Consider the following 23,662-nt stretch of genomic DNA (forward strand, 5'->3'; position numbering starts at 1 on the left):
TCCGCCAGATGGCCAGGGCGACTGGCCGGGGCGGCTTCGGCCTGGTTTAAAACAAGTTAACCAGCGACTTGCGCCAGTTTGACTTATTCGTTTTTTCATCGTTATACAGATCAATTAACTGATCCAGAAATTCGCATGGATTTTCGACATTAAAATATTTAGCTTTTCTTAGCTCAGAATCGCTTGTCAGCCTGGAATATTCCTCGGCCACCAATATCAGCGGCACAAGCCCTTTGCGCGGCAACCCCCCCTTAAAATCGATAATTTTTTTAAATGCATCCCGAATAATATCTTTTTCGCCATGCGTATGAATTCTCTCCAATTCCTGAATTTTTTCGCCCTTTGCGATCAATGAATTTTCATTTTCCCACTGAGATTCACGAAATTCACGATCTATTATTTTTTCTTTTATATCAATTTCACGCCACAGCTCCGGATTATAATAATACGGATTCGCTCCATAGTGCCTTTCAATCGCACCCAAATGCCTTAAGTGATTAATAAAATTTTGGGCTGCAGCTCCATAACTTCCCAGCTTATTTTTTTTCTCCAGCAGAAGCTTATCTCTCACGACCATAATGGAATCACAGATCGACAGCATATTACTGTACGCCTGATTAAAATAAGATTTCAGCACCCTTCCTTCTGGCAGCTCGATTTCCAGAATAATCTGGCAATATTCATATTTTGACTTCCGGTCAATAAAAATCCAGTCGAGCCGAGAGGCGAATTCCTGCTTTTTTATATTTTTTGCGATTGCTTTTACCAATATTGATTTTAACATCTCATTTTTATTAAAAAACTGCACCGCATCTTCTTTTTTTCTGATAGAAAAAAAATCAAGCAAGGCAAGCGCCTGAGCGTCAAACTCAGCGCTATCGCCTAAAATAATAAATTGCTCGATCAATTTTTGATCCATTACATCGCGTGAAACTTTTTGCTCCGCCGGTACAACCGGGATAAAATCCACTGCTTTATCCACTACTTCGCCTTCAGTTATTTCTTCAGTTGCAACGCTACTAATCCGGCGCTGCCTTAAATCGACTTTCTCGTTAAATTGCGGGTAATTGTTTTCATTCCTTTTTGGCGATGCTGACACAATCTCAAGCGGGCTATCGCCGGAAATCGTGATACTGGTATTTTTCAACCCACCTCCATAATCACGAATATTTTTTTGATTTTTAACAGTTATCACACTACCCCCGGCAAAATTAGCCATTCAAATTAATAAATAAAATTCTGCTAATTAAAAACTATCCTGTATCAATACCCGGCTAGATAGACCGGTTAATTCACGATTCACCATCTGGCTGGCGCAGCGTGTCTGATGTTTCGTGCGAGGTACGTAACATCGCCGGAGAAAAAGTTCCAACGCCAATCCGCCCGTAAATCGGACCAGTTTGCTTGATAAGCAAGCTGGCCAGCAGGCCTCTGGTTGTTTCAGTTGCATGATTTCGCCGCCACAGCCTGGTTACACTGATGCGGATTACATAAGCAACTCAGGCGAGCACTCACCCCGGCACGAAATATTACATTTTCCGCAGTTTTTTATTTAATTCTGAAATGCTGTACTTCTCCCGGCTCGTGCCCATATCAGCCGAAGGCAGCTTGTCGAGGTTAGTATTGACTTCCTTTATGCTGTTTTCCATCATCCACAGCAAACCTAAAACATAATTTTTTTCAAATTCACTCAATCCTGCCCTGCGCCACGCCCGTAAATTAGCGAAAATAATTTCCTGCGCCTTTTTTAAATGATCAGATTCTTCATTAAATCTAAATTCGGCATCAATCTTGTTTTTTTCACGATCTATTTCATTCTGCTTGTCACGTAAATCTAGCGAGAGCCTTTTTTCATAGCTCGCTATTTCGCTGGAAAATTTTTTAAAAACAGGATGATCTTGTCCTGTCACTTTTTGTATGAGATTACCTCTCTCATCCGGATGCACCCTAAAAATAGAATTCAGATAACTTTGTTTTCTATTACAAACACGTTCCGGATCATTTCTTGCAACCTCATCCCGAATCCGCACCGCGTATTTTTTTAAAATACCTCTGATCACGGTTTTTTGCTTTGAATCGAGTTTGGTTTCCGGCAAATCATTATTGAAAATTTCATCTATTTTCTTCTCGGAATCAGATATGAATTCTTTATATTCCATGACTTCCAGCGAGTTCGTTTCTTTTGCTTCGTCAGCGTAGGAAAACGATTTCATCTTTGCGGTAAATTTTTCCAACTCGACCTGCATATGAGATTTAATTATTTTAGCTAATGGGCTTCTGCTCATAACAACATCCTTCAGCGCAGAATCAAACCCCTCGAGATTTGTGGCATATACCTTATCCGCAAATTTTACTGCCTTATTATATTGCACCATGGTCGATGGCAAATGAAGTTCTTTCACCGGTAATGAGCACATCGCAAGTCTTATGTCGTTTATTTCTTTTTCCATCAAGCAAGACCCATTCCGCGCAACCATTTTCTCCAAAATACTCTGAACTTCTGATTTAAAATTTCCCAGTTCGCGCACCGCCTCGTCTAGCTGCAGTTTATCCGCCACGCATTTATTTAGATTCCTTATTTTTTCAGTAAGATTGTTTTTTTCGAAATTGCCCAAAATCGCATGCATCACTCTCAATGCCGCGGCAAGCTTTAGCATAGCAAGGCCATTAGGCTGACAAAGAAAAAAACGATTTTCAAAAGACTGAATTTCAACGGCATTTTGATGATTAAAAACCAGGGCAAACATCTGCAAACAGCCATCACCATCTATATCGCTATTCATTTCTGCAATTATTTTCCCCAGAAATGATTGCACCAGATCCACATTTTCAACAAAAAATTGATTTAATGTTTTTGGCTCAATGCTCGCCATAAAATCAGCCATATCGCCACTTAACTGCCGTCCAACAGAACCCTTTGGAATATCGACAAAACATCTTAACGCGCATTCAAATGGCGTTTTGCTACCCTGCCTTTTATCAAACCAGATCTGCTCCGCCTTAATCACTGCGCCATTTACATCTTTTTGCTCCACAATCGATTTTTGGCTGACGAAACGCAATATTACTCCAAGACTTTCAGCACGTTCGCAAGCCCGGCCCAGCAAACCAGCATCAAGCGACGGATCACAATGCAGCCGGTAAAGACAGTTTTCACCGAGTATCGGGAAAAAGCTTTCTAAATAATTTAGCTTATTGGATGCGGGAGACAAGATATAACCGAATGGCGTATTGCCCAGGCTATCTTGCATATTCAGTTTTTTACTCAGATCGACGATATTGAATTTTGTAACACTGATCTCAAGGCCCGGCGTTTCACAAACATCCAGCTCACCCCAGGTAAAACTTTCGCCCATGCCAGCAGGCTTGGGCGAAGGTGGAGGTGGAGGCAAATCACTACGCCGCGCCAGATTCTGAATATCATCCAAGGTGTCCGCTTTAATCATTTTCGGTAAAATCGACTCACCGTGTTGCGGTACAGAGGAATCTTTTTCTGGACGAAAATTCGTGCCAGGCAGGGTTTTTCTGGGTAACTCAGGCGTTCCGCCCTGAATTTTTTTGACATTACTCGTCATTTTTACTTCGCCTCTCAGGATATCTGTGCCGCGATGATATTTAACCGTGCCTCAGGCAGATAATTTATCGTTCTGCCTGAGCGAAACTCTGATTAATACAGATAATCATGCTGATGCTTATTTAAATAATTGATGCCAATCGCATAATGCCTGATGCATCAGGCCACCGCCAGAAAAGTTTCAGAATCAATGTTCAGGCCAAATAAAACGACAGGGACGATTTGAGTCACGGCATAACTGAGCCCACCAAGAAAAAACCCCCGATGCCACTACGGACACCGGGGGTTTTTACTGCTGCATTTGCTTCTATTTAACCGGGCCCGAATCCAGGTCCGGTTAAACCTGGCGCTTACATATTTTCAATCAGCACCTGGCCAAAACCGGAGCACGACACTTGCGTCGCGCCTTCCATCAGCCGTGCGAAGTCATAAGTGACGCGCTTTTGCAAAATGGATTTTTCCATCGACTTGATAATCACGTCCGCCGCTTCGGTCCAGCCGAGGTGGCGCAGCATCATTTCAGCCGAGAGAATTTCTGAACCAGGGTTCACGTAGTCTTTGCCCGCATACTTCGGCGCGGTGCCGTGGGTGGCTTCGAACATCGCAATCGAATCCGACATGTTCGCGCCCGGCGCAATGCCGATACCGCCCACCTGAGCCGCCAGCGCGTCGGAAACATAGTCGCCGTTCAGGTTCAGCGTGGCGATCACATCGTATTCAGCCGGACGCAACAGGATTTGCTGCAGGAATGCATCAGCGATCACATCCTTGACGACGATCTCGTTGCCGTTTTTCGGATTCTTGAACTTCATCCATGGGCCACCATCGATCAGTTCCGCGCCAAATTCCTTTTGCGCCAGCGCATAGCCGTAGTCACGGAACGCGCCTTCGGTGAACTTCATGATGTTGCCCTTGTGCACCAGCGTCACCGAGCGGCGATCGTTGTCGATCGCGTACTGGATTGCCTTGCGCACCAGACGCTCCGTGCCTTCGCGCGAAACAGGCTTGATCCCGATGCCTGAAGTTTCAGGAAAACGAATCTTCTTCACGCCCATTTCTTCGCGCAGAAACTTGATGACCTTTTTGGCCTGCTCGGATTCAGCCGCCCATTCGATGCCAGCGTAGATGTCTTCCGAGTTCTCGCGGAAGATCACCATGTTGGTTTTTTCAGGCTCGCGCACTGGCGAAGGCACGCCTTTGAAGTACTGCACCGGGCGCAAGCACACGTAGAGATCCAGTTCCTGGCGCAGTGCGACGTTCAGCGAACGGATACCACCGCCAACTGGGGTGGTCAGCGGGCCTTTGATCGACACCACATATTCTTTGAGCACCTGAAGCGTTTCTTCCGGGAGCCAGACATCCGGGCCGTAGACCCGGGTCGCTTTCTCGCCCGCGAAAATTTCCATCCAGTGAATCTTCTTCTTGCCCGCGTAAGCCTTCTGGACAGCCGCGTCGACCACTTTAATCATCACCGGGGTGATGTCCAGCCCAGTGCCATCGCCTTCGATATAAGGAATGATCGGCTGGTCGGAAACGTTAAGTGAGTAATCTGCGTTGACGGTGATCTGGTCACCGCCGGTCGGAACCTTGATGTGCTGATACGGCATGAGTGGACTCCAGTGATGGCTGTGCGAGTAAAGCGAAAAAAACTGATGAAGCAAAGCGGCATGACAGGGCGCGGGTGGCATGCAAGGCCCGAACGCACCAGGCGGCCATTCTAGCCCACACGGCCAGACCGGCTATGCCGCCATGACCGCTGTAAAACGCCGCTGCCGAAGCATCCGGCAGCACCCGCTGGAAGCCTTTTCAGGCCATCCCTGCCTCTTCCTTGCCTCTTAGGTCTTATATAAGACTTGAGCGATGCGCATTATGCATTAATATCCCGCCACGTGCCACCACCCACGCCAGTGTGGTGGCGGCAGCCCTCCAGACTTCGGCCCGGTTTTCTGCATGCGTCTTATCGCCCTGAACAAGCCTTTTGGCACGATCTGCCAGTTCTCACCACACGCAACACGTGCTTCGCTGGCGGACTGGATTAAAACCCCTGGCGTGTATCCGGCTGGCCGGCTCGACTCAGATAGCGAAGGGCTGCTGCTGCTCACCGACGATGGCGCGCTTCAAGCGCGCATCACCGAGCCGCGGCACAAACTGGTCAAACGTTACTGGGCTCAGGTTGAAGGTGTGCCCGCTACGGCTGACCTTGCCGCGCTGGCACGCGGTGTTGATCTAGGCGACTACGTCACCCGCCCCTGCCAGGCCGCCCTGCTCGATCCAGCCGACACCACCGCGCTCTGGCCGCGTCATCCTCCAGTGCGCTTTCGCGCCGCGATTCCCACCACATGGATCACGCTCTCTATTAGTGAAGGCAAAAACCGGCAGGTGCGGCGCATGACAGCCGCCCTCGGTTTTCCAACGCTGCGTCTGGTGCGTGTTGGCATCGGTGCACTCGATCTTTTCTCCCTCGAACTCGCACCAGGCGCACAGCGTGTGTTGCCACCTCAAGCACCGTGGGATGGTCTCATCTGAAACACCCCAGCGCGTCAGGCACAACCCACGCACAACCCGCACGCAATCTCAAAAAAATGCAGGCGATTGTATTTGCACAGTATTTCCTGCACCTGAACGCGAGATGTCTGGCCCTCGCTATTGGCCTTGTCCGCGATGGCGCAAAGAAATCCAGAAATCGTAAAAAATCGCGTCAACCGCGTTACTGACTCACGCGTTATTCGACGCAGATGCCACCCAAGCCGTCTGGCATTCAGCCTCAAGGGTCTAGCGGCGAACCGCTCCAACGGTTTCGCTACTAGCCCAGACGCTGACAGACACAGCAAAGTTTTCTGCGCTGTAGCTGTCAACCGAAAGGTGGATGGCACGTTTACCGACATGACTCTACCTAACCGGGTCATTTGGTTAATTAACTCAAGCTGAGGATTCACAAAATGAACAAACTGATCGCTGCTCTGGTCGCTGGCCTTTTCGCAACTGCTGCTTTCGCACAAGCTTCGGCACCAGAAGCTACAGCTGCTGCAGCTCCGGCTGCTGCTGCTTCGTCGGCACACAAGGCTGAGCACAAGAAGTCGACGCACCACAAGAAAGCAACGCACAAGAAGGCTGCTGCTGCTGAAGCCGCTTCTGGCGCTGCTGAGTAAGCATGATGTAAAACGCTGTTGCGAAACACACATTGGCATTTATGCCGGTGTCGCTAGCATCGCTGGCATCGTTTCCTGGCGTTAAAAGGCAGACCGTCCACAAGGCGGTCTGCCTTTTTGTTTTTGCCGCGCTCACGTACCATGCGCGAATTATTTTTTTGACCAAGGAGTCTGGCCGTGCGATTTCATCTGCGCTCGTTGATAGCGCGTTTTGCCCTAGTGCTCGCGCTGCCGCTCGCAGCGTTGGCGTCGTTCAGCACTCATGCGGCGCAGCCTAACGCGCAGACCATGCCCGCGGGTGCCAAGGCACCGGGCGATTTTCCACGGCTGAAACTCACCGCAGGCATGTACGTGATTGATGCGGCCGTCGCCGCCACCGACCCAGACCGCGAACAAGGATTGATGTACCGCACGCAACTCGCGCCCAACGAAGGCATGCTGTTCGTGTTTAACGAAAACGCCGTGCATTGTTTCTGGATGAAGAACACGCTGATCCCGCTGTCCATCGCCTTCATTCGTGCAGACGGCACCATCACCGATATCGCCGAAATGCAGGCTGAAACCAGCAACAATCATTGCCCGAAGAACAACGGCGTGTATGCGCTGGAAATGAGCCGGGGCTGGTTCAGCGCCAAGGGCATTAAGCCCGGCATGAAAATTCAAGGCTTGCCCTCGCCGCAGTAACACGCGCATGCGCGAGACCACACGTCTGGTGGCTTGGGCCTGATGACTTTGAGCTGATGGCTCTGACCTGATGACTTTGGCCTGGTAAGCGCGCCGCTCTGAAGCCGTAGATAAAGCCGTTGATGCATATCGCTTCAACGGCTTTTTTGCGTCTTGCGCCCGCACGGCAAGCCACGCGTAACGATCCTGCAAAAGCACGTGCCACGGCGTATCCTTGCCCTCTGTCAGGCGCAACTGTCCGCAACCATCCGCGCCTGACAGCCCTGGCCGCCAGGTGTTTGCGCTTTTCTGCGCTATTCCAAGGAGAAACACGTGCCCCGCAAGACTCCCATCGAGCGCTACCGCAATATCGGCATCAGCGCTCACATTGATGCTGGCAAAACCACCACCACCGAACGCATCCTGTTCTACACCGGCGTCACTCACAAAATCGGCGAAGTGCATGACGGTGCAGCCACCATGGACTGGATGGAGCAGGAGCAGGAACGCGGCATCACCATCACCTCCGCGGCCACCACTGCTTTCTGGAAAGGCATGGCGGGCAACTATCCGGAACACCGCATCAACATCATCGACACCCCTGGGCACGTCGACTTCACCATCGAAGTCGAGCGTTCAATGCGGGTACTGGATGGCGCGTGCATGGTCTATGACTCGGTGGGTGGCGTGCAGCCGCAATCCGAAACGGTCTGGCGTCAGGCCAATAAATACAAGGTGCCGCGCATCGCGTTCGTGAACAAGATGGATCGCGTTGGTGCCGATTTTTTCCGGGTTCAGCGGCAGATTGGCGAGCGCCTGAAAGGCGTCGCGGTACCCATCCAGATTCCGGTCGGAGCAGAAGATCATTTCCAGGGCGTGGTGGATCTGGTGAAGATGAAAGCGATCGTCTGGGATGACGAGAGCCAGGGCATCCAGTTTCAGTACGAAGAGATTCCAGCGGAGCTGCTCGATACGGCCAGGCACTGGCGCGAAAAGCTGGTCGAAGCAGCAGCCGAGGCCAACGAAACGCTACTCAACAAGTATCTGCAAGGCCAGCCTATTAGCGAAGAAGAAATCAAGGCGGGCTTGCGCGAGCGCACCATCGCCAACGAAATCGTGCCGATGCTGTGCGGCAGCGCGTTCAAGAACAAGGGCGTGCAGGCGATGCTCGATGCCGTGATCGACTATCTGCCATCGCCCGTGGATGTGCCTGCGATCCTCGGGCATGACTTGCACGACAACGAAATCGAGCGTCATCCCAGCGACGACGAACCGTTCTCCGCACTCGCGTTCAAGATCATGACTGACCCGTATGTCGGCCAGCTGATTTTCTTTCGCGTGTATTCGGGCATCGTGCATTCAGGCGATACCGTCTACAACCCGGTCAAGGACAAGAAAGAGCGCCTTGGCCGGATCCTGCAGATGCACGCCAACGAGCGCAAGGAAATCAAGGAGGTCTGGGCCGGTGACATCGCCGCCGCAGTCGGCCTGAAAGAAGCGACCACAGGCGACACGCTATGCGATCCAGCTCACGTGATCGTGCTCGAAAAAATGATCTTCCCGGAGCCGGTGATCTCCCAGGCGGTTGAGCCCAAAACCAAGGTCGACCAGGAAAAAATGGGCATCGCGCTGAACCGGCTGGCTCAGGAAGACCCCTCGTTCCGAGTGCAAACCGATGAGGAATCCGGGCAGACGATCATCTCCGGCATGGGCGAGCTGCACCTCGAAATCCTGGTGGACCGGATGAAACGCGAGTTTGGCGTCGAAGCCACCGTGGGCAAACCTCAGGTGGCTTACCGCGAAACCATTCGGAGTGCTGTTGAGGATGTCGAAGGCAAGTTCGTCAAGCAGTCTGGCGGACGCGGACAATACGGCCATGTGGTGCTAAAGCTGGAGCCGCAAAAACCTGGCGACGGGTATGCCTTCGTCGATGCCATCAAAGGCGGCGTGGTGCCACGCGAATTCATTCCAGCCGTGGACAAAGGCATTCAGGAAACACTCAAGGCCGGTGTGCTGGCAGGCTATCCGGTCGTTGATGTGAAGGCCACGCTGACCTTTGGCTCTTACCACGATGTGGATTCGAACGAAAATGCGTTCCGCATGGCCGGCTCAATGGCGTTCAAGGAAGGCATGCGCCGCGCGAAGCCCGTTCTGCTGGAGCCAATGATGGCCGTTGAAGTTGAAACGCCCGAAGAGTTCATGGGCAACGTGATGGGCGACCTGTCGGGACGGCGCGGCATTGTCCAGGGCATGGAAGACATCGCCGGTGGCGGCGGCAAGCTGGTCCGCGCTGAAGTGCCGTTAGCGGAGATGTTTGGTTACTCAACCTCACTGCGCTCACTGACCCAAGGGCGGGCAACGTACTCGATGGAATTCAAGCACTACGCTGAAACACCCGGCAACGTGTCAGAAGCCATCGTGAACGCGAAACGCAAATAGCTCGCTCAAGGCACACACCCCGTTCTATCGCAGGTGGCTGGTTGGCCGCTCAGGCATGCAGAGGCCCGCCCACGCGATTGAACGGGGTCTTTTTTGTATGCCTGAGCGGAGCACCATCCCGCCCGGTGCCGTTCACCATCGCCGCACCTTCGTCTTCGCCTCGCGGCGCAACACCTTGCATCGAGGCCCGCCGTCCCCTCCGCCTCGCCGCCACGTTTCATTGACGAAACACTTTCCTCGATTTGCGCCCCACCGCTCCCCTGCACGCGTAGCTCACACCGCACACCACTGGGCTTAAGCGGGCAATGGCACAGTTATCGCTTGAACTCCCGGCGACGAGTCATGCAACACGACCAGCCTGGCGTCACACCAATAACGACAACAAAATCGCGGCTCATCGGGCCACCCGCGCGCAACTGCATATGAGACGGCAGCAACGAGGCATCAGCCGGCTCATCGGGAGAAAGGTGATGAAAACCAGAATACTTAGACGCTACGGCTTGCCGCTTCTGCGCGCGGCAACGCTCGCAGCAGGCATGGGGCCGTTGTTGCTCCCACGTGTGGCTCAGGCCGCACCGGCTGACAGCACGATTCCCCCATGGATGCTCGTGGCCGATGCGGCCTTGCCTGGCGATAACGCAGATGGCGCAGATAGCGTGATCCTGCTGGCGCAACACACTGCGCCAGCCGAGGCGATAGTCATCGCCGCAGCCGCGCCGTCGGCCACCGCGGCTGACGATGCCGCATCGGTCTTTGCCATCGACAACACCTGCCATAACAATCCCGGCAAATGCCAGCCCGCAAGACCACGCGGCGGCGGTAACGCGGGTGGCGGAGGAGGAGGTAATGGCGGCGGCGGTGGTAGTGGCGGCAGCGGTGCTGCGGGTGGTGCAGCCGGGAACAGTGGCGCAGTGGGAGGCGGACGCGGTGGCGGCGTCGCGGCAAGCGGCGGCGGGAGAAGTGGTGGTACGGGAGGCACTGGCGGTGGCGGTAGCACAGGCGGTGGCGGCGGCAGCAGCCCTGGCGGGCCCAGCGGCGGCGGCCCTGGTGGCCCCGGCGCTCAAGGTGGGTGTGGTTGCGGTGCGGGTTCCGCGAGCGGCCACGGTGGCATGGGTGGCATGGGTGGTGGTCGTGGTGGCATCGGTGGCATCGGTGGCATCGGTGGCCATGGCGGCAGTGGCGGCGGCGGTGGCAGAGGCAACGGCGGCAGAGGCCGCTAGCGCTCCTCAAGCCCCTCGCGCCCGCCTTCCGCAAGCAATCTGACACGCGGTAAAAAGCGGAAAAGCGGGCGCGAGGCTTGCCACGGTTTAGCGTCCTGCATGCGCTGTATATCAGCGCGCAAAAGACCGCTATAAGCCTGACGCGCCAATGACATAGAATTGCCGCCCAAACCCCCTTGCAAGCGTTCCATGACATCAACCTCGGAAGACCGCTGGCGCGACCTGCGCCCGGACCCGGAAAACGATACCCCGCTGTACCTGCAACTAGCCCGCAAGCTCAACCATGCGATTCACAGCAATCGCTGGCAGGCTGGCGAAGCGTTGCCCTCTGAACGATTGCTCTCGGAAGCCCTGGGCGTATCGCGGATCACCGCACGCAACGCCGTGGCGCTACTAGTCGAACAAGGTTTAATCCGTCGCACCCAGGGAGCAGGCAGCTTTATCACGCCACGCTACGAAGACCCGCTCTCGCGCCTTTCATCCTTCAGCCAGATGCTGCGGCGGCGCGGTTTTACGCCGAGCTCGAAGTGGCTCTCGCACGAAGTGCGGCCAGCCAATCGTGATGAAGTCATTCAGCTTGGGCTGTCGCCCGGCGCGCAGGTGATTCATCTCCGCCGTCTGAGGCTGGCCGATGGCATCGTGATGGCGGTCGAAAACTCGACCTTTCCGGCCGCGCTGATTCCCGTGCCAAAGACCATTGGCGACTCGCTCTATAGCTATCTGGACCAGCACGGGCTGTCGATCGTGCGCGCGCTGCAACACTTTCGCGCAGTCAACGCCACGGCAGAAATCGCCCAGCAGATGAACATCGCGCCCAACGATGCGCTGTTGCTGATTACCCGGGTCGGCTACACCGTGGACCAGCGTGCCATCGAGTTAACCGATACCTACTGCCGCAACGATTACTACGACTTCGTCATCGAGCTACGCAGCTAGAGGCCGGCCAGCGTAACGCAGACGCTAGCGCGGGCACGGACAACTTAACGTGCTATTCGCCGCGTAGTCGCCGGATGCAGGCTGGCTCTAGCGCGGGCACGGGCAACGAGCATCCAGGGCGCTTCAAGCCTCAAGCCAGACCTGGACCTGGTCACACGCGGTCTGGCATTACCGCCAGCGGCAGCCAGCGCAAAACACGGCCCCACCCGCCTCGCCACGCAAGTGACGGCGCAATCCAGCTAGCAGGCAAGGCCAGTTTGACCTGCGCACCGTTTGGCCCAGCGCTCACCCAGACCCGCGTGCCACGCGGCAACGCCAACGATTCACCAGCGGCCAGCCAGTGATCGCCCAGTTGACCCGCTAACGTCAGCCAGACTTCACCGGCAGTAATCGTAACGACGAACGGTTGCGTGGCACACCAGGCAACCGGCGCTTCGCCATGGTCCAGCTCATAAGTGCGGATCTCACGCATTACCTGCTCCGTCAAAGGCTTGATGGGCTTTCATTGTTGACCCAAGGCATGGGCTAGCCCATGCACACTTGCGGGCACTTCAAGCCGAACTGTGCCGCCCGGAAAACGGACAGTGACAGTTGCAGCTCATCACGGTGCTTCCCCCTACCCTGCAACCACGGTTTGCAATTTCGCCGCGCGCTCTGCACACTGGCGCGATTCTGCCGCCCGGGGTCCGGTGCCTTGCTGCCCGCCGCGGGCGTCAAACCGTCAAACGCGCCCCCTCACCGGTGTGCATCCCTTCTGGCTCATGCCTCTTCCCACCTCTTTTCGTCCATGTCCACGCCGCCCACCGCCCGCTCTCTCACCATCATGCTGTGGCTGGTCGCCACGGGCTTTTTCATGCAGACGCTCGATGCCACTATCGTCAACACGGCATTGCCCGCGATGGCCGACAGCCTGAACGAGTTACCCCTGCGCATGCAATCGGTGGTGATTGCCTACTCGTTGACGATGGCGGTGATGATTCCCGTCTCCGGCTGGCTCGCAGACAAATTCGGCACGCGCCGGGTGTTTTTCAGCGCCATCCTCGTCTTCACGATTGGCTCACTGCTCTGCGCCAGCGCCCCGACACTGACCTACCTGGTGCTCGCACGCGTCGTGCAAGGCGTTGGCGGCGCGATGCTGCTGCCAGTCGGACGGCTCGCGGTGCTACGCACCTTCCCGGCCGAACGTTATCTGCCCGCGCTTTCGTTTGTCGCCATTCCAGGACTGATCGGCCCGCTGATCGGACCCACCCTGGGAGGCTGGCTGGTGAAGATCGCGTCATGGCACTGGATCTTCCTGATCAATGTGCCGGTGGGAATTGGCGGCTGCATCGCTACTTATTTCTTCATGTCGGATAACCGCAATCCCGATACCGCCCGCTTCGACAGCAAAGGGTATTTGTTACTGGTCGCGGGCATGGTGGCGCTCTCGTTTGCACTGGATGGCCGCACCGAATTAGGCATGGGCCACGCCACAGTGCTGGTGCTGCTGATTCTCGGGCTCGCGTGTTTCGTCGCATATGGGCTGCATGCAGTACATGCACCTCAGCCGATCTTTCCGCTCGAACTGTTCAAGATCCACACCTTTAGCGTTGGCCTGCTGGGCAACCTGTTCGCCCGGATTGGCAGCGGTGCCATGCCTTATCTGATCCCGCTGCTGCTGCAAGTCAGCCTCGGTTACAACGCCTTTGAAGCCGGCCTGATGATGCTGCCGGTCGCTGCGGCGGCGATTACCTCCAAGCGCATCGTCACCCGGCTCATCACACGTTATGGCTATCGCCGCGTACTAATCATCAACACCTTGCTGGTGGGCCTCGCCATCGCCAGCTTCGCGCTCACCAGCGCCGGACAACCGCTTTGGCTCAGGCTAGTGCAGTTCGCTTTCTTTGGCGCGGTGAACTCGATCCAGTTCACCGCGATGAACACGCTAACGCTGAAAGACCTCGGCGTTGGCGGCGCGAGCAGCGGCAATAGTTTGTTTTCGCTGGTGCAGATGCTGTCGATGAGCCTTGGCGTCAGCGTCGCGGGAGCGTTGCTGGCCACGTTCACCGGCATCATCGCGCGCGTCACGCCGACCAATTCGCTGCCCGCATTTCATGCCACCTTTCTGTGCCTTGGCATCATCACGGCGGGCTCAATGTGGATCTTTGCCCAGGTCTCGACGCAAACACGCGGAACGCTGAAGAAAACCGATCCGTCCGAGCAAACCTGATGCGGCAGATTGTGGCGGCAACGGCGGCAGCACGCCCCTCGCACCTCAACCGTGCCCCAGCCGCACCAAGCCGGGCACCAGCCATGCACCAGCAAAACGCGCTGCCCCAGCACAGTGCAGCGCCTATCACGGCGCACTAAACTATGCCCGGGCAGTGCCATTCGCTCACCGCGCCCCAATGCCGCCATCCCGCCCCCCGAGCCGCATATCGCCTGGCCAGGCCGCGCATGCTTCTTGCATACCGATCCTGTAAGCTCAGCTCCTTCCGGCGCGAGCCAACACCGTGGCAACACGAGTGCGAACGCGCCGTGAATCCCCCCAGCCCCACCAACAGGCGTCCGACCTAGCATGATCGACCTCGATCCCCCCGGCTTTCAGCCGCCACGCCCCATGGCCGGTGATGCTGGTTTGCGCCGCACCGTGCTCTATGGCGGCTACACCGTATTCAGCGTTTTCGCCCCTGTGTTCTCGGTCTCGCACCGGCGTGCGATTGGCTATCACGCGTCGTTGCGGGCGCACGATGAACAGGGCCGCCAGGTGCCATCGCACGAAGTCTTTACCCAGGCCGCGCGCCGTGGCGATCTGCTGGAAATGGGACGCCTCGCTGAATCGCTGCATCTGGGCAATTTCCACGCGTTCGACAGCCGTGACGAATGGCTTTTTCTGAGCCTGCATCCCGCGGCATTGATGGATACGAGTTATGGCGACGCGCTGCTGGCTGGCCTGAAAGCACTCGGACTCATGCCGCAGCGGGTGGTGCTCGAAGTGCCCGAGCAAGCTGGCGGCGAAACCACTCGCTTTGCTGAAATCATTGATGCACTGCGTAAATCAGGTTTCCTGATTTCCCTGGATGGCTTCGGTGCGAAGCATTCGAATATCGACCGCGTATGGAACCTGCGCCCCGACATCGTCACGCTGGATCGCTGCATCCTGGCCCAGGCCAGCCAGCATGCGCATATCGAACGAGTGCTGCCAGGTTTGGTATCGCTGTTGCATGAATCGGGACAACTCGTGCTGATGGGCGGCCTGGCCAACGAACGGGACGCCCTGATCGCACTCGAATGCAACGTCGATTTTGTGCAAGGCACGTACTTCGCTGCCCCAAGCACCGAACCGCTACAGGCACAAGCCGCAGCCAGCCTGATGGACAACCTGTCCGCTGCATTGCGCGAACGGGTTGCCGCACGCAACTGGGCTCAAGCCACACGTCTCGCGCCTTACGTCACAGCGCTCGAGCAAGCCAGCGAACAACGCGCAGCAGGTGCCAGCCTGACGCACGCGAGCGCAGCGCTGCTGACACTAAGCGACACCGCACGCTGCTTCTTGCTGGACCACACCGGACGGCAAATCGGCGACAACGTACTGCCCCTGCGCCGGACCTCATTGCGAGCCCGGCGCTTCCGGCCACTGCTGCATTCGGAAGGCGCAAGCTGGGCTCGCCGCCCATACTTCATCGAAGCCATGCGCACACCGGGTCAGGTGCACCTGACGCCACCGTATCTGTCGATCAACGAAGCCCACCTGTGCATTACGGCTTCGATCGCCGTAGAGACCGGACAAGGAATGCAGGTGCTGTGCGCGGATATCAACTGGGATGCCGCAGCGCACCGGGTGTAGTGCATGTCATGCGGCATGCGGCATGCCGTATGCCGCATAAAAGCCCTCGCACTGCGCGAATCGCTATCATGGGCGCGCTTCAGCCGTCTTGAGCGGCTGCAATCTGGCTTGATCTGGCTCGGTCTGGCTCAAGCACCCCGCCACACCCCGCTCGCTGCTACCTCATCGAACTGAACTGGATTGAACTGGAGAAATTTATGGCGTCATCCCCGGAAACCGTCAGCATGGCGCTGTTTTGCGACTTCGAAAACGTCGCACTCGGCGTGCGCGACGCGAAGTACGACAAATTCGATATCAAGCTAGTGCTTGAGCGTTTGCTGCTCAAAGGCAGCATCGTCGTGAAAAAGGCCTACTGCGACTGGGAACGCTACAAGAGCTTCAAAGCGACGATGCACGAAGCCAACTTCGAACTGATTGAAATCCCACACGTGCGCCAGTCCGGCAAAAATTCCGCCGATATCCGCCTGGTAGTCGATGCGCTGGACCTCTGCTACACCAAGTCACACGTGAACACCTTCGTCATCATCAGTGGCGACTCAGACTTTTCCCCGCTCGTATCGAAACTGCGCGAAAACGCCAAGCAAGTGATCGGCGTTGGCGTACAGCAATCCACCTCAGATTTACTGATTGCCAACTGCGACGAATTTATTTTTTACGACGACCTCGTGCGCGAAAGCCAGCGCACCGTCAGCACTAAACGCGACAGCACACGGCCCACACAGCCCTCAGCGAAACGCCCCCCCGAAGAAGAAAAGCTGCGCCGCGAAGACCTCGAAACACGGCGCAGCAAAGCCATCGAAATGGCGGTGCAAACCTTCGATGCGCTCGCCACGGAACGCGGCGACAGCGGCAAGATCTGGGCCTCAGTGCTGAAAAACGCAATCAAGCGCCGCAAGCCCGATTTCAACGAAACCTATTACGGCTTCCGCGCGTTCGGCAACCTGCTGGAAGAAGCCCAGGCACGCGGGCTGCTCGAATTCGGCCGGGATGAAAAATCGGGTACCTACGTGTATCGCAGCAACGCCAGCACGGCACGCGGCGACGCGGCACAAGACAGCGCGGCGTTGGGGCTTGGGCTTGGGCTAACGGAAAGCGTCGCCGCTCATCCAGTGGCGGCTACATCTGGGACGTCTGGAACGTCTGGGCAAGGCGTGAGCGGCAAACACGAAACGCGGCGCAAAGGCCGTGGCGGACGCGGGAAATCTGCGCGGAGCGGGGGCATAGAAGCCGCTCATGAAGCGCGGAGCACGGAAAGCGTGGCAACACCGGACGTTCGTGCGACAGCCGAGGGTGAGGCTCATGCGCTCCGGGCAACCGTTAGCGTTGGTGCTGGTGCTGGTGCTGGTGCTGGTGCTGGCATGACGGAAGCGGCTGGGGTTGCGGCTGAAGTGCTGGAACAACCGGTTAAAGCACCACGGACCGCACGTGGTGGCCGCAAACCTGCGGCACGCAAAACGACACAAAAAGCGACTGAGGCAGTGCCTGATACGGCGGGCCATGATGTGCCTGCTGCGCCGGTTGCATCTGCTGCACCGGATACCCGTGAGGCCCAGGCCGTTGCCACTGAGCCATCAGAAAAGCCCGCCGCTAAAACCACTCGTGGCCGCCGTCCACGCAAAGCGGTAACTACCACTGCATCTGACGGCGAATGAGCGCTTCGTTTAATGATGGGTTAGCGAGAAATCAGGAGCTGCGTCCACTCTTCTGCAGTGAGTGGGCGTAGCTTTTCTGGTTTGGGTCCTGGGTCTTGGGTCAAACCGGCCGCGAACTTTTTGTGTGTTTACTCAGGTGCGGGTGTTTGACGTCGATGTTTGAAGTAGCCTGGTGACAGTTGCGTTTGCTTTTTTTACTCCTGTCACCAAGCCAGTTTTGACGCTGCGCCAGGTTAGCTGATATTCGATGCGATCAACGGTGGTGCGAAGAACGCTGTTTCGCGCGGTTGTTCGCGGGTGGTAGTGGCAGCCGATGGCGTGGCATATGCGCGCAATAGCCCCTGATACATGGCTTCGGCGTCTCTTTCAATTTTGCTGTAGGCCGGTAGAACGGGGGACTTGGGTAAGGCGTCGGCGGCGGCTTCGGCAATCCCCGACGACTTGCGCGAACTCCACGGCAGCGGTGCAGTGCCGTCGGCATAAAACGATTCTTCGCCTGCGCGCTTCCCGCCTGCCGCGTAATACTTCTTCCACATGTGGCCAATCGGATCGTGCAGGTGTGCGTTCTCTCCTGCGGCCCAACCCATCAGGCTTCTGATTTGCGGCGTGCGCGCGGATTTCTCGGCGATTGTCTGTTTGTCCCAGATCGTGCCGTCTGCGAAGACGAACTGTTCGATGCCTTTGACGTACTCGTCGTTGTGCTGGACCAACTGGTCGATGATTCTGAGTTCGGTATGCGAGCCGTCAATCTTGATCACGATGTTGCTGGTGTACAGCTCGCGGCTGACGGTGAGGTCCTGCGGACGGATGTCGGCGTCGAAGCGCACCACGTCGATGTAGCGCTTGTCGAAGTCGTAGCCTTCTTCAATCGTGTTATGGCCTGAACGGCGGCCGTGGAGGTAGGTGTCGTTGCCTGCGCCGCCTGCGAGGGTGTTGGTGCCGGAGCCACCGTCGAGGATGTCGTCGCCGTTGAAGCCGATTAGAAGGTCGTCACCTGGGGTGCTTTTTAGCGTCATTAACGCGACTTCGTTCTTGCTCCAGGTTGTGCCGTTGGCGAACTTGAATTGTTCGATGGCTTTGATGAACTCCTCGTGGTGTTGATTTAACTGGTCCTTGATGCGCAGCACGTTTGTTGCGCCTTTGATCGTTATCAGCAGGTCCTTGCTTTCACCGTCGCGCTTCACCATCACGTCTTCTGGCAGGACGTCAGTGTCGAACTGCACGACGTCGTTGTAGCGTTTGTCGAAGTCGTATTCTTCGCCAATGACGTCGTTGCCCGAGTTGCGGCCGAACAGGTAGGTGTCGCTGCCGTTGCCGCCATAGAGACGATCGTTGCCTGCACCGCCATCCATCAGATCGTCGCCGTTGAAGCCTATGAGAAGGTCGTCACCTGGGGTGCCTTGTAGCGTCATCAACGCGACTTCGTCCTTGCTCCAGGTTGTGCCGTTGGCGAACTTGAATTGCTCAATGGCTTTGATGAACTCCTCGCGGTGTTGCTGTAACTGGTCCTTGATGCGCAGCACGTTTGTTGCGCCTTTGATCGTTACCAGCAGGTCGTTGCTCTCGCCGTCGCGCTTCACCATCACGTCTTCTGGCAGGACGTCAGTGTCGAACTGAACGACGTCGTTGTAGCGTTTGTCGAAGTCATATTCTTCGCCAATGACGTCGTTGCCCGAGTTACGGCCGAACAGGTAGGTGTCGCTGCCGTTGCCGCCATAGAGACGGTCGTTGCCTGCGCCTCCGTCCATTAGATCGTCGCCGTTGAAGCCTATGAGAAGGTCGTCACCTGAGGTGCCTTGTAGCGTCATCAGCGCGATTTCGTCCTTGCTCCAGATCGTGCCGTTGGCGAACTTGAATTGCTCGATGGCTTTGTAGAACGTCTGACCAAGCTGCCGTAACTGCTCGCTGATACGCAACACGTTTGCCGAACCCCTGATCGTTATCAGCAGATCGTCAGTGCTGCCATCCCGCTTTACCGTCACGTCCTCGGGCAGAACATCTGCATCGAATTGAACAACGTCTTTGTCCCTGTCGCTGAAATCGTAGTCTTCAAAGAGGGTGTCGTTGCCCGAGTTACGGCCGAACAGGTAAGTGTCGCTGCCGTTGCCGCCATAGAGACGGTCATCGCCTGCACCGCCATCCATCAGATCGTTGCCGTTGAAGCCATAAATCACATCATTGCCTGAGGTGCTTTTTAGCGTCATCAGCGCGACTTCATCCTTGCTCCAGATCGTGCCATTAGCAAACTTGAATTGCTCAATGGCTTTGATGAATTTCTCGCCAGACTGGTACAGCTGATCCTTGATACGCAGCACATTCGTCGCACCCCTGATCGTTACCAGCAGATCGTTACTGTAACCATCCCGCTTCACCATCACGTCTTCAGGAAGCACATCCGCATCGAAGTTCAGTACATCGACGTCGTCTTCATAGAGGTCATGTTCATCATTGATCGTGTCGTTGCCCGAGTTGCGGCCAAAGAAATACTGATCGCTGCCCGCTCCGCCGTTCAGCTTTTCATCGCCGCTAGTGCCCAGCAACAAGTCATCACCCGCGCCACCCGTCAATCGGGTGCTGCCTGCGATGCCCAGCAGAAGATCCGCGCCAGCCCCACCCTCGACGTCGCCCGCGCCGTAATGCACACCCACCGCCGCCAACGCGGCACGCAGCGCCGCCGAATCATGCGCGGCGACGTAGCGCTGTAAATGCGCTTCCAGCGCGAAACCGTTCGCCCGCCAGCCCTCACCGTGCTGCCGGATCAATTCGGTCATCAGCAGCGCCGTTTCTATCGTCCCGACGCGCCCGGATGCTGTCTGCAACAACGCCACCATCCCGCTGAAATCCATGCTGACCCGGCCGTTTGCGTCAAACCGGTAACGGATCGCATCCAGATACGGCTTCCACGTGGTCTGCGATGCCACTGCCACGTACACCGAGTGCACCAGCGTTTCCCATGCCCGCTGGATCTGCCGGAAACGCTCGATGCTCAGTACCACGCCACCACCATGGCGCGCGTCCAGCATCGTGCCCGCCATCTTTTCCAGCACCGTCAGACGGCCTGCCCATTCTCGCGTAGCGTTTTCACCCACCAGCCGGCGCTGGCCAGCAGCTTCCATCGCTTGCGTGGTCGTCATGCTTGACGTCGCCACCCATGCCTTCAATAGCGACTCGATCAGCGCATGCTGTTCAGTCGTGGTTTTTACTGCGGCCACCTGGCGGAGCAGCGTGCGCAGTGCTGCGCCCTCAGCCGTCTCCATACTCGCCGCCTGCCACAGGTCGCGCACATTGCCCGCCCCGTTAATGTCTGGTAACGCAGTCACGTCGTCGCGTAACGCAATCGTCGTGTCGAATTTTTGATGCAGCGTGTCCTGGCCAAACCATACTTCGAGCATTTCTCGTTCGGTATGTTTGCCATCTACGATCTGTATGAAGCTGCCTTTGCCGCGCACCATGTTGCCGTTTTCCAGCGTGCGGATGGTGCCGTCCTTGCTTAAGCGGATTTCGACGATGCCTGACTGGTCTAGTGTCAGCAGTTCGCCCTGCTGGGTCATGCCGTCGCTGTTGCCGTCGTGCCAGATTTTTAGTGAAGACCAGATCGCATCGTGGCGGTCGATCACGCCGTCTTTATTGCTGTCGTATTCGCGTAGCGCGTCGAAACCGTTGGCGGCGAGCATGCCGTTGGCGAGTTTGGTGAAGTTGCTGAAGAGTTCCGCGCCGGTGTCGATGGCGCCGTTGTTGTTGCGGTCAAGGACGAGAAAACCGTCGCCGGTGGTGATCCAGCCGGTGTGGGTGCGGCTGCCCTCGCCTGCGAAGTCGAAATGGGCGCTGGACTGGTCGACGCCGGTGGTGTGGATGCCGTCGCCGTTTAGATCGAGGATTAGGGGGGCGATCATGTCGCGCGACTGGGAGAATGAGCTGAAGAAGGCGCTGATGTCGCTTACTTTTTTTACAATCCAGCCATATATCAAATCAGACAGATCTTTCCCCATGATGAAGCACGTTGTCCAAAATTTCGCCGATTTCCGCGATGACTTCGCCCAACGAATTGCCAAGTTTACTCACCAATGAATCGGTTGCTTCTAATACAGCCATGATTGGTGGCGGAATATTCACTGTGCCACGTCCCGCCATTACTGATGCAACAGCAAACCCAATGCTACCGACAACCAATATTCCACCTAAAACCGCACCTAATGCAATTGCACCAGAGCTGCCCATAGCTATTGCAGCAAGACCCATGGTTAAGCTACCTGCAATCGAATAAAGATCGCTAACCACACCGTAAATATTGCTTTTATTTATTTTCCCAGAGGGCAACTGCTTTTAAATTTCAAGCAAGTTATTTGACAAAGAAGCAACGGATAAAAGAGTTCCTGCAAGCGGAATGCTCCCTTGTGCAGTTTTTGCCACCAAAAAAGGGGCCATTCTTCCAATTGACCCCAAAAAACTATCGGCCGCTTGCAATATAGAAATAACTGCAGCCGACCGATCCGGATCTTTTTCTGTCATGTTTCCTATGTTTTTACCAACTTGCACAGCATTTGCACCATTTGAAAATTGCGCAAGCCCTATTTGAAGATACTCAACACCTAAATTTTACATTACTTATTCTCCGCATTTTTTACATCAACCTTGCATTGCTCAAAAATACTCTTTGCCATCCACGCAACAGCAAATAGCCCAATGAATATCGTTACAAATCCAAAGCTCACTTCTTTATTTTTTTTATTATAAAAATCAACCATTTTTTCGTAAGAAAAAATATTTCTATCATTTAACAAAAGCACAAAAACCTGCAACTCTGAAGAAGTTAACGGCCATTTATTTTGCTTATACCATCCAACAGTGACGTGTTTTTTATCAAGAAGATCTATTTCTTCATTTGAAAATGGACACATAACAGACTGCAGAATATTCATGGATGCACTTCTGCAAACAAAAATCATTTTTCCATTTTTTGTTTTTAATTTTACTATTACCCCTCCCTTATACGCGCGGTCTAGATTAACCACCCCAGAAGAATATATTAAATCAGATTTTTTTGGAGCGGTATAAAACAACACTTCTACCGGATCACAAACTATGAACAGAAACAAACACACTGTAAAAATGATGCTAATCAATCTACCTACAGGCATATTTTCTCCACAAGCAAATCATTTTTGACGGAGCATTTGCATCATAAATCAATGCATAGCAGTCTTCATCAGAGCAATTCATCGCATCGGCAATCATGCCTCTCTCTGAATTTCTACCGAAAAACACGTGCATTTATCCGGACCACCATGCAACAGTTCGGTGCTACTGCTGCTCAGCCACAATCTGGTCAGACCCCTCAATTCCCCCAGCACCAAAGGTCCAGATATCCGCTATATTTTCCTGAACAAACTCGATTACAGCCCTGACATCGCTATTTGTTGCCCCAGCATCTCCTTTTTCATTCGCAGATCCCGTAATCAACTCTTCATCTGTTAAGTATTTTTCCATAACACCTCCTGATGTAGTATTCGAAAATGAAAATTGCCAATGTAGTGGACATCAGGTTGATAAAATAAACTCCACCCGAAAATATCGCCAAAATAGCTCTATTCCGCACGATACTTCGACCAACCCCTGATGAGCTTCCATAATTTGAATCCGGCCAAATGGCCAGCGCCAAAATCACAAAAAACATTATCAAATACATCCTTCGCTCCTTGCGATCATATTTATCTATCTCCACCCGTACTTTCTTATTAAAAATATTCCGCAGATACAGGTAAATCGATCCTATCCACCCAAGGTAAAATGCAGAACCATAACCAATCAAAAACGCAACTGGGAACTCAGTCCGGGAAGCGTACTGATTCAATAACGGAAGCGCCCTGCAAATTTTCAAAACAAACCCCACCGCGTCATTCTCAGAAAGACTATTCTGTAAAAACAGGCAGGACAAAATTATGAATGAAAATGGCACCCAAAAAACCGATTCATCAATATGGGCATTTAAATAGCGCGGCTTTTTCTTTACTTCAGGAAGAAACGACATAAAATCAATCTCACGGCTACCATCCCGGCGATGCGCAATGCAGCAGATCAACCCGGTAGATCTATAAGCAATGGCCAATATATCTATTAAATATCAACCATCTTCGACTTTTAAAAACTTCACTCACGCATCATAGAAAGAATTAACTCATCTATGGCTCACTCATTTTTAGACA

The 23,662-nt window shown here is 54.8% G+C and carries 19 protein-coding genes; 9 read left to right on the forward strand and 10 right to left on the reverse strand.

From position 1 onward, the window contains the following. Positions 1 to 46: 46 nt before the first annotated feature. The 3 genes from GH656_RS11315 to icd all read right to left on the reverse strand — a co-directional run bounded on the left by GH656_RS11315 (position 47) and on the right by icd (position 5,181). The gene (locus GH656_RS11315; RefSeq protein WP_153075993.1) at positions 47 to 1,219 is read right to left on the reverse strand and encodes a hypothetical protein; all 1,173 of its coding nucleotides are present in this window, start codon (positions 1,217 to 1,219) and stop codon (positions 47 to 49) included. A gap of 310 nt (positions 1,220 to 1,529) precedes the next feature. Continuing rightward, the gene (locus GH656_RS11320) at positions 1,530 to 3,575 is read right to left on the reverse strand and encodes a hypothetical protein (RefSeq protein WP_153075995.1); all 2,046 of its coding nucleotides are present in this window, start codon (positions 3,573 to 3,575) and stop codon (positions 1,530 to 1,532) included. Positions 3,576 to 3,924: 349 nt separating this feature from the next. Next, positions 3,925 to 5,181, reverse strand: coding sequence for an NADP-dependent isocitrate dehydrogenase (icd, locus tag GH656_RS11325; RefSeq protein ID WP_153075997.1), 1,257 nt, complete (start codon positions 5,179 to 5,181; stop codon positions 3,925 to 3,927). Positions 5,182 to 5,524: 343 nt separating this feature from the next. Between icd and GH656_RS11330 the strand changes: the two genes are divergently transcribed. The 6 genes from GH656_RS11330 to GH656_RS11355 all read left to right on the forward strand — a co-directional run bounded on the left by GH656_RS11330 (position 5,525) and on the right by GH656_RS11355 (position 11,981). Beyond that, positions 5,525 to 6,100, forward strand: coding sequence for a pseudouridine synthase (locus GH656_RS11330; protein ID WP_153075998.1), 576 nt, complete (start codon positions 5,525 to 5,527; stop codon positions 6,098 to 6,100). A gap of 413 nt (positions 6,101 to 6,513) precedes the next feature. Further along, positions 6,514 to 6,723 carry a hypothetical protein gene (locus GH656_RS11335; RefSeq protein WP_153075999.1) on the forward strand — a complete coding sequence of 70 codons (210 nt, stop codon included), beginning with the start codon at positions 6,514 to 6,516 and terminating at the stop codon, positions 6,721 to 6,723. Positions 6,724 to 6,900: 177 nt separating this feature from the next. After that, positions 6,901 to 7,407: a DUF192 domain-containing protein gene (locus GH656_RS11340; RefSeq protein ID WP_153076001.1), complete on the forward strand. Its 507-nt coding sequence runs from the start codon at positions 6,901 to 6,903 to the stop codon at positions 7,405 to 7,407. Positions 7,408 to 7,719: 312 nt separating this feature from the next. Beyond that, on the forward strand, positions 7,720 to 9,825 hold the full coding sequence (gene fusA, locus GH656_RS11345; protein ID WP_153076002.1) for an elongation factor G: 2,106 nt from the start codon (positions 7,720 to 7,722) through the stop codon (positions 9,823 to 9,825). A 470-nt stretch (positions 9,826 to 10,295) separates the two neighbouring features. After that, complete coding sequence (locus tag GH656_RS11350; protein ID WP_153076004.1) at positions 10,296 to 11,045, forward strand: hypothetical protein; 750 nt, start codon at positions 10,296 to 10,298, stop codon at positions 11,043 to 11,045. A 189-nt stretch (positions 11,046 to 11,234) separates the two neighbouring features. Further along, the gene (locus GH656_RS11355; protein WP_153076006.1) at positions 11,235 to 11,981 is read left to right on the forward strand and encodes a GntR family transcriptional regulator; all 747 of its coding nucleotides are present in this window, start codon (positions 11,235 to 11,237) and stop codon (positions 11,979 to 11,981) included. A 151-nt stretch (positions 11,982 to 12,132) separates the two neighbouring features. Here the strand turns inward: GH656_RS11355 and GH656_RS11360 are convergent, their stop codons facing one another. After that, positions 12,133 to 12,453 (reverse strand): DUF2917 domain-containing protein, encoded by a 321-nt coding sequence (locus GH656_RS11360; RefSeq protein ID WP_153076007.1) that lies wholly within the window; start codon positions 12,451 to 12,453, stop codon positions 12,133 to 12,135. Between the two features lie 315 nt (positions 12,454 to 12,768). On the opposite strand from GH656_RS11360, the gene mdtD reads away from it, so the two are divergent. The 3 genes from mdtD to GH656_RS11375 all read left to right on the forward strand — a co-directional run bounded on the left by mdtD (position 12,769) and on the right by GH656_RS11375 (position 17,459). Further along, positions 12,769 to 14,190: a multidrug transporter subunit MdtD gene (gene mdtD, locus GH656_RS11365; RefSeq protein ID WP_246184251.1), complete on the forward strand. Its 1,422-nt coding sequence runs from the start codon at positions 12,769 to 12,771 to the stop codon at positions 14,188 to 14,190. A 348-nt stretch (positions 14,191 to 14,538) separates the two neighbouring features. Beyond that, positions 14,539 to 15,807 (forward strand): sensor domain-containing phosphodiesterase, encoded by a 1,269-nt coding sequence (locus GH656_RS11370; protein ID WP_153076009.1) that lies wholly within the window; start codon positions 14,539 to 14,541, stop codon positions 15,805 to 15,807. A 197-nt stretch (positions 15,808 to 16,004) separates the two neighbouring features. After that, a complete protein-coding gene (locus GH656_RS11375; RefSeq protein ID WP_153076010.1) occupies positions 16,005 to 17,459 on the forward strand; it encodes an NYN domain-containing protein in 1,455 nt (484 codons plus the stop codon). Positions 17,460 to 17,692: 233 nt separating this feature from the next. Here the strand turns inward: GH656_RS11375 and GH656_RS11380 are convergent, their stop codons facing one another. The 6 genes from GH656_RS11380 to GH656_RS11405 form a co-directional block, all read right to left on the reverse strand. Continuing rightward, positions 17,693 to 21,352, reverse strand: a complete 3,660-nt coding sequence (locus GH656_RS11380; RefSeq protein WP_174769746.1) for a calcium-binding protein — start codon at positions 21,350 to 21,352, stop codon at positions 17,693 to 17,695. A gap of 76 nt (positions 21,353 to 21,428) precedes the next feature. After that, on the reverse strand, positions 21,429 to 21,737 hold the full coding sequence (locus GH656_RS11385) for a hypothetical protein (RefSeq protein WP_153076014.1): 309 nt from the start codon (positions 21,735 to 21,737) through the stop codon (positions 21,429 to 21,431). Positions 21,738 to 21,782: 45 nt separating this feature from the next. Further along, the gene (locus GH656_RS11390; protein ID WP_153076015.1) at positions 21,783 to 21,995 is read right to left on the reverse strand and encodes a hypothetical protein; all 213 of its coding nucleotides are present in this window, start codon (positions 21,993 to 21,995) and stop codon (positions 21,783 to 21,785) included. A gap of 65 nt (positions 21,996 to 22,060) precedes the next feature. Further along, entirely contained in the window at positions 22,061 to 22,597 is a 537-nt protein-coding gene (locus GH656_RS11395) for a hypothetical protein (protein WP_153076017.1), read from the reverse strand. A 163-nt stretch (positions 22,598 to 22,760) separates the two neighbouring features. Continuing rightward, positions 22,761 to 22,946: a hypothetical protein gene (locus tag GH656_RS11400; RefSeq protein WP_153076018.1), complete on the reverse strand. Its 186-nt coding sequence runs from the start codon at positions 22,944 to 22,946 to the stop codon at positions 22,761 to 22,763. Further along, positions 22,924 to 23,487, reverse strand: coding sequence for a hypothetical protein (locus GH656_RS11405; RefSeq protein WP_153076020.1), 564 nt, complete (start codon positions 23,485 to 23,487; stop codon positions 22,924 to 22,926). Before GH656_RS11405 ends, GH656_RS11400 begins: the two co-directional genes overlap by 23 nt. Positions 23,488 to 23,662: the final 175 nt, after the last annotated feature.

It is taken from the genome of Paraburkholderia bonniea (assembly GCF_009455625.1).
Classification (GTDB): domain Bacteria; phylum Pseudomonadota; class Gammaproteobacteria; order Burkholderiales; family Burkholderiaceae; genus Paraburkholderia; species Paraburkholderia bonniea.

Coding starts and splice junctions, on each gene's coding strand:
- GH656_RS11350 (WP_153076004.1), top strand. CDS start 10,296: ATGAAAACCAGAATACTTAGACGCTACGGCTTGCCGCTTCTGCGCGCG.
- mdtD (WP_246184251.1), top strand. CDS start 12,769: ATGTCCACGCCGCCCACCGCCCGCTCTCTCACCATCATGCTGTGGCTG.
- GH656_RS11330 (WP_153075998.1), top strand. CDS start 5,525: ATGCGTCTTATCGCCCTGAACAAGCCTTTTGGCACGATCTGCCAGTTC.
- GH656_RS11395 (WP_153076017.1), bottom strand. CDS start 22,597: ATGCCTGTAGGTAGATTGATTAGCATCATTTTTACAGTGTGTTTGTTT.
- GH656_RS11360 (WP_153076007.1), bottom strand. CDS start 12,453: ATGCGTGAGATCCGCACTTATGAGCTGGACCATGGCGAAGCGCCGGTT.
- GH656_RS11405 (WP_153076020.1), bottom strand. CDS start 23,487: ATGTCGTTTCTTCCTGAAGTAAAGAAAAAGCCGCGCTATTTAAATGCC.
- GH656_RS11400 (WP_153076018.1), bottom strand. CDS start 22,946: ATGGAAAAATACTTAACAGATGAAGAGTTGATTACGGGATCTGCGAAT.
- GH656_RS11380 (WP_174769746.1), bottom strand. CDS start 21,352: ATGATCGCCCCCCTAATCCTCGATCTAAACGGCGACGGCATCCACACC.
- GH656_RS11375 (WP_153076010.1), top strand. CDS start 16,005: ATGGCGTCATCCCCGGAAACCGTCAGCATGGCGCTGTTTTGCGACTTC.
- GH656_RS11320 (WP_153075995.1), bottom strand. CDS start 3,575: ATGACGAGTAATGTCAAAAAAATTCAGGGCGGAACGCCTGAGTTACCC.
- GH656_RS11355 (WP_153076006.1), top strand. CDS start 11,235: ATGACATCAACCTCGGAAGACCGCTGGCGCGACCTGCGCCCGGACCCG.
- GH656_RS11370 (WP_153076009.1), top strand. CDS start 14,539: ATGATCGACCTCGATCCCCCCGGCTTTCAGCCGCCACGCCCCATGGCC.
- GH656_RS11335 (WP_153075999.1), top strand. CDS start 6,514: ATGAACAAACTGATCGCTGCTCTGGTCGCTGGCCTTTTCGCAACTGCT.
- icd (WP_153075997.1), bottom strand. CDS start 5,181: ATGCCGTATCAGCACATCAAGGTTCCGACCGGCGGTGACCAGATCACC.
- GH656_RS11315 (WP_153075993.1), bottom strand. CDS start 1,219: ATGGCTAATTTTGCCGGGGGTAGTGTGATAACTGTTAAAAATCAAAAA.